The 5731-nt window shown below is 71.4% G+C and carries 3 protein-coding genes and 1 pseudogene; all 4 read left to right on the forward strand.

The window, feature by feature from the left end; translation table 11 throughout:
• A pseudogene (locus G5C62_RS25200) lies at positions 1–213 on the forward strand (methyl-accepting chemotaxis protein); the annotation flags it as partial.
• 407 nt (positions 214–620) lie between these two features.
• The gene (locus G5C62_RS25205) at positions 621–2216 is read left to right on the forward strand and encodes a methyl-accepting chemotaxis protein (protein WP_164703172.1); all 1596 of its coding nucleotides are present in this window, start codon (positions 621–623) and stop codon (positions 2214–2216) included.
• Positions 2217–2711: 495 nt separating this feature from the next.
• A complete protein-coding gene (locus G5C62_RS25210) occupies positions 2712–4319 on the forward strand; it encodes a methyl-accepting chemotaxis protein (RefSeq protein ID WP_164703173.1) in 1608 nt (535 codons plus the stop codon).
• 300 nt (positions 4320–4619) lie between these two features.
• Positions 4620–5731: methyl-accepting chemotaxis protein (locus G5C62_RS28385; protein ID WP_241176127.1), on the forward strand; the 1112-nt coding region annotated here is incomplete at its 3' end.

The following is a 5731-nucleotide window of genomic DNA, read 5'->3' on the forward strand; positions in this document are numbered from 1 at the left end:
GCGGTGGAGGAGCAGACCGCGACCACGAACGAGATGTCCCGGTCGGTGCAGGAGGCGGCCGGCGGGTCGACGGAGATCGCCACCAACATCACCGGCGTCTCCACGGCGGCGTCGTCCACCACCCAGGCGCTGGGCCAGACCCGGCAGGCCGTCGACGAGCTGTCCCGGATGGCCAGCGACCTGCGCACCACGGTGGCCCGCTTCTCCTACTGAGAGGACCTCGCTGTCCCCCCACCACTCGCGAGCTCGCGGTGGGGCCCTGCAGCGAGGCCTGACCCGCACGACTTCCGCGGCCGCTGTCTCGCCCCCTTCCCCGGGCGAGGCGGCGGCCGCGGTCCTTTTTCCTGTCTCGCTCCCGAGTCGACAAAGAGCCGGTCGAGTGCGTTCGTCGACCATTCTCGGCGCCGTGTCACGACACGTGCGTCACAGTGATACCGGCCATTACCGGATCCACCACCATGCCTCGTGCACCACCCTCAGGAGACGCCAGGACGACGTCGTGCGGGCTGATCCGAGAAATGCGATCCACCGTCGACCCGGAGAACGAAACGCACTGTTCCCGGACTGGTGCAATCGTTCTCATCCGCGCCTCACCGCCGTTCCTGACCAGGAGACCCGCCATGCACTCCCCCGCCCCGACCGGTCCACTGAGCTGGTTCGCCGACCGCCGGCTCGCCGTGAAGTTCGGCATCATGATCGGCGTCGTCGTCCTGGCCTTCGGTGCCCTGCTGACCGCGACGCTGACCTCGAACGCCACCGTCCGCAGCGCCAGCGAGCACCTCGACCGGCTCGACCAGGCCGCGGAGCTGGTGCTCCAGCTCGACACCCGGGCCAGCGAGCTGAAGGTGGACGGCCTCAAGGCCCTGGTGAGCCCGACCCCCGCCGACCAGCTGGTGGACGTGGCCGACGACGTCGCGACGGCGGAGGCCCTGCTGGCCGAGCTGCGGGACGTCCCGCTCGGCGGCGCCAGCGCTGCCGCCGCGGCCGGGGTGCAGTCGACCTTCGGTGACTACCAGGAGGCGCTGGCGGCCTTCGTGGAGGCGGCCGTGGCCGACCAGGTCGGCATGCGGGCGCGGTTCGAGGAGATCCAGGCCGCCAACGACCTCACCGACGGGGCGGTCGGCGCCGCGAAGGACGCCCTGGCGGCGGAGTCCGAGGCCGCCCAGGCCGAGCTGGACGCCGCGATCACCCAGGCGGCCCGCACCAGTGAGATCGCTGCGGCCCTGGGGTTGGTGGCGATCCTGGTCATCTGCCTGCTCACCCAGCGTTCGCTGGCCCGGCCGCTGCGGCGGGTCCAGGCATCCCTGGAGGCCATGGCGACCGGGGACCTGACCGTGGACGCCGCCGTCTCGTCCCGCGACGAGGTCGGCCAGATGGCGGTCGCCCTGGGTACCGCGCGAGAGCACCTGCGTGCGGTGATCGCCTCGGTCGCCGCGTCCTCGGATGCGGTGGCGGCGGCGTCGGAGGAGCTGTCGGCGTCCTCGGCACAGATCTCCTCCTCGGCGGAGGAGACCTCGGCGCAGTCCGGTGTCGTCGCGGCAGCGGCGGAGGAGGTGTCCCGCAGCGTGGCGACGGTGGCGGCGGGTGCCGACGAGATGAGCTCGGCGATCCGGGAGATCAGTCAGAGCGTGAACGAGGCCACCCGGGTCGCCGCCCAGGCCGTGGGCGAGGCGGAGACGACCACGCGGACGATCACCAAGCTGGGCACGTCGTCGCAGGAGATCGGCGCGGTCGTGAAGGCGATCACCTCGATCGCGGAGCAGACGAACCTGCTGGCGCTGAACGCCACGATCGAGGCCGCGCGGGCCGGTGAGGCGGGCAAGGGCTTCGCGGTGGTGGCCAACGAGGTGAAGGAGCTGGCGCAGGAGACCGCGCGGGCGACGGAGGACATCGCGCGCCGGGTGGAGGCCATCCAGGGCGACACCTCCGGTGCGGTGTCGGCGATCGGCCGGATCAGCGAGATCATCGGGTCGATCAACGACTTCCAGCTCACCATCGCCAGTGCGGTGGAGGAGCAGACCGCGACCACCAACGAGATGTCCCGGTCGGTGCAGGAAGCGGCCGGCGGGTCGACGGAGATCGCCACGAACATCACCGGTGTGTCGGCGGCGGCCACCTCGACGACGCAGGCGCTGGGCCAGACCCGGCAGGCCGTCGACGAGCTGTCCCGGATGGCGAGTGACCTGCGGGGGAGCGTGGCCCGCTTCACCTACTGACGCCGCTCGGCCCCGACGGCCGGCACCTCCCCCGTGGAGGTGCCGGCCGTCGTCGTCCCGGGGGTCGTGACGGCCTGCCCGACCATTCCTGGTTGTCGACAAGAGGACGTCGGCGACGTGTCGTCGCTCTTTCTCGTAGGGCGTCCCACGACACGCCCACACGTGCAGTACCGGGTGTTCTCGAAACGTTCATCATGGATCCGTCGCCGCCGCCCGAGAGGGATCATCGGCCAGGCTCGGCCGACCCGGATCCCGACGGCCCTCTTCATCCCGCTCTCCGCGGAGATGTCGACAAAGGAGCACCGGGAAACGGTCGGTGCACTTTGTGTCGCACACAATGCGACACGCATCGGAAACGGCACTTCGCATTACCGGATCAATCACCATGGTTCTCGCCCGCCGATCGCACACGAACACGATCAGCGCGGCGACCGGCCAGGTCACCGGCCCGTCCCCCTCCCCGCCCGCACAGTGCACGCACCCCCAGGAGAGAACATGTCCGTCAGCCCGATGGCCCGCCCCGGTTCGTGGTGGGGCGACCGCACGGTCAAGACCAAGGTGCTCGCCTCGGCGGGCTTCGCCGGCGTGGTCGCCGCCGGGATCGGATTCATGGGTCTGAGTGCGCTGAGCACCTCGGCTGGAGCGGCAGAGCAGCTGTACGCGGACAACACGCTCGGTGTTGCGCGGGCCGCCGACCTGGACGCCTTGGTAGGAGACCTGCGGGTCAACCTCCGCGACACGATCCTCGGGGCCGACCCCGCGTCGAACATCGCCGCGATCGACACGCTGGCCGCGGACTTCGAGTCCGCCGCGGATGCGTACCGCGAGGTGACGAACAGCCCGGCGAAGCTCGCCCTCCTCGATGAGGTGACCGGCGACATCGCGGTGTACGCCGACTTCCAGCGGGACGTGCTGGTCCCGCTCGCCACGGCGCAGGACTTCACGACCTGGATCAGCCGCAACGCCGCCGAGGGCACCCCGATCGTCACGGAGGCCGAGGGGGACATCCGCGAGCTGCGCGACATCGAGTCGGCCGAGGCGAAGGAGGCGGCCGCCGGCATCCGGGCCGAGTACGAGTCCGAGCGCACCACCGCGATCCTGCTCATGGTCGTGGGCATCGGCGTCGCCCTGGCGCTCGGCTGGTTGGTCGCCACCGGGGTCGCGCGGGCCACTGCGAAGGTCAAGCACGTCGTCGAGGGCCTGGCCGAGGGTGACCTGACCCGCACCAGTGGACTCACCACCCGGGACGAGCTGGGGCAGATGGGCTCGGCCCTGGACGCGGCGGTGGACAGCCTGCGCGGGGTGATGGCCTCGGTGGTGGCGTCCTCGGATGCGGTGGCGGCGGCGTCGGAGGAGCTGTCGGCGTCCTCGGCGCAGATCTCCGCCTCGGCGGAGGAGACCTCGGCGCAGTCCGGTGTCGTCTCGGCGGCGGCCGAGGAGGTGTCGCGGAACGTGGCGACGGTGGCCGCGGGCGCGGAGGAGATGGGGGCCTCGATCCGGGAGATCAGCCAGAACGCGAACGAGGCCGCACGGGTGGCGGCTCAGGCGGTGGCCGAGGCGGAGACGACGAACGCGACGGTGACGAAGCTGGGTGACTCCTCGCGGGAGATCGGCAACGTGATCAAGGTGATCACCTCGATCGCGGAGCAGACGAACCTGCTGGCGCTGAACGCCACGATCGAGGCGGCGCGGGCCGGTGAGGCGGGCAAGGGCTTCGCGGTGGTGGCCAACGAGGTGAAGGAGCTGGCGCAGGAGACGGCGCGGGCGACGGAGGACATCGCGCGGCGGGTGGAGGCCATCCAGGGCGACACCTCGGGTGCGGTGTCGGCGATCGGCCGGATCAGCGAGATCATCGGCTCGATCAACGACTTCCAGCTGACCATCGCCTCTGCGGTGGAGGAGCAGACGGCGACCACCAACGAGATGTCCCGGTCGGTGCAGGAAGCGGCCGGCGGGTCCACGGAAATCGCCACGAACATCACCGGTGTGTCGGCTGCGGCCACCTCGACGACGCAGGCCCTGGGGCAGACCCGGCAGGCCGTCGACGAGCTGTCCCGGATGGCGAGTGACCTGCGGGGGAGCGTGGCCCGCTTCACCTTCTGATCCGGAGCTCCACCGCACAGCAGGGCCGCACGGACACCCCGTCCGTGCGGCCCTGCTGCGTTCCTCGGCCCGCGGTCACCGGCAGCGGGTGTCGACTCGTCGCCCCCTGTCGGTGGTCATCGGTCTTTCTGCTGGTCAAGGGCGCGACACGCGCTGCGGACGGACGGCTGTGGCGGTCCGTTGCCCGACGATCTGCCAGACGACAGCGAGTCACATCCACCCCACGCGTCCCGCGCGTGACCGGCCGTCACCCCCGACCGACGGACCGGTCGGACCAGCTCGAGCCCAGGAGGCCCCTTCGTGAGCGCACCATCCGTCCTCGCCCGGACGACCGGATCGACCCACAGGACGACGCGTGGCGGCACACGGGGCTGGCTGCACGACCGGGGCATCAGGACCCGCATCTTCACCCTGAGCGCCATCCTGCTGATCGGTCTGGCCGCCGTCGCGGTCACCGGGATCACCGGGTCGAACCGGGTGAGTGACCTGAACGCCCGGGCGACGGCGGCCGTGGGCGTCCAGCGCGCCGTCGAGGACGCCCGGTACGACCTCCTGTGGGCCGCCAACTGGCAGAACATCACCGCCTGGCGCGCGCGGGTGGACGGTGGCGCGATCGCCGCCGCCCCCGACGGCGACAACGTGCCCAACTACGAGGACGGCGCGAACGGGTTCGAGGAGCTCTTCGCCCTCGACCGTGACCTGCTGGACGCCGAGGCGCGGGCCAGCCTCGACACGATCCAGGAGAACTGGACCGCGATGAGCGCCTTCAACGACCAGATCTTCGCCCTCTGGGCGGAGGGGCGGCTGGACGAGGGGGATGCGGTCTCCACCGGGGACAAGTGGGACGTCTTCTACGTGCTCGACCAGGCGATGACCGACCTGGTCAGCTCCGTGGACGCCCGCGTCGCGGAGACGCGCGCCGAGGCCGAGGCCGCCGAGTCGGCCACCGTCCGCAACATGGTGCTGGTTGCCCTCGCCTCCGTGCTGCTCGGCGCCGGCCTGTCGTTCGTGGTGTCCGGCGGGATCGTGCGTGGCGTCCGGGAGATCCAGGTCGCCCTGGAGCGGCTCGCCGGGCGTGACCTCACCGTGCGGCTGCCCGTGCGCGGCCGGGACGAGATGGGGCAGATGTCGGCGGCACTGAACACCGCCGCGCAGACCATGGCCGACACGGTCGCGGAGATCGTCGCGTCGGCTGATGCGGTGGCGGCGTCGTCGGAGGAGTTGAGCGCGTCGTCGGCGCAGATCTCGTCGTCGGCGGAGGAGACCTCGGCGCAGTCGGGTGTGGTGTCCGCGGCGGCCGAGGAGGTCAGCCGGAACGTGGCGACGGTGGCGGCGGGCGCGGAGGAGATGGGGGCCTCGATCCGGGAGATCAGCCAGAACGCGAACGAGGCGGCGCGGGTGGCGGCGTCGGC

The sequence above is a fragment of the Modestobacter sp. KNN46-3 genome, assembly GCF_011039295.1.

Excerpts from the sequence above, each read along its gene's own strand:
- G5C62_RS25205 (WP_164703172.1), top strand. The coding sequence starts at position 621 with ATGCACTCCCCCGCCCCGACCGGTCCACTGAGCTGGTTCGCCGACCGC.
- G5C62_RS25210 (WP_164703173.1), top strand. The coding sequence starts at position 2,712 with ATGTCCGTCAGCCCGATGGCCCGCCCCGGTTCGTGGTGGGGCGACCGC.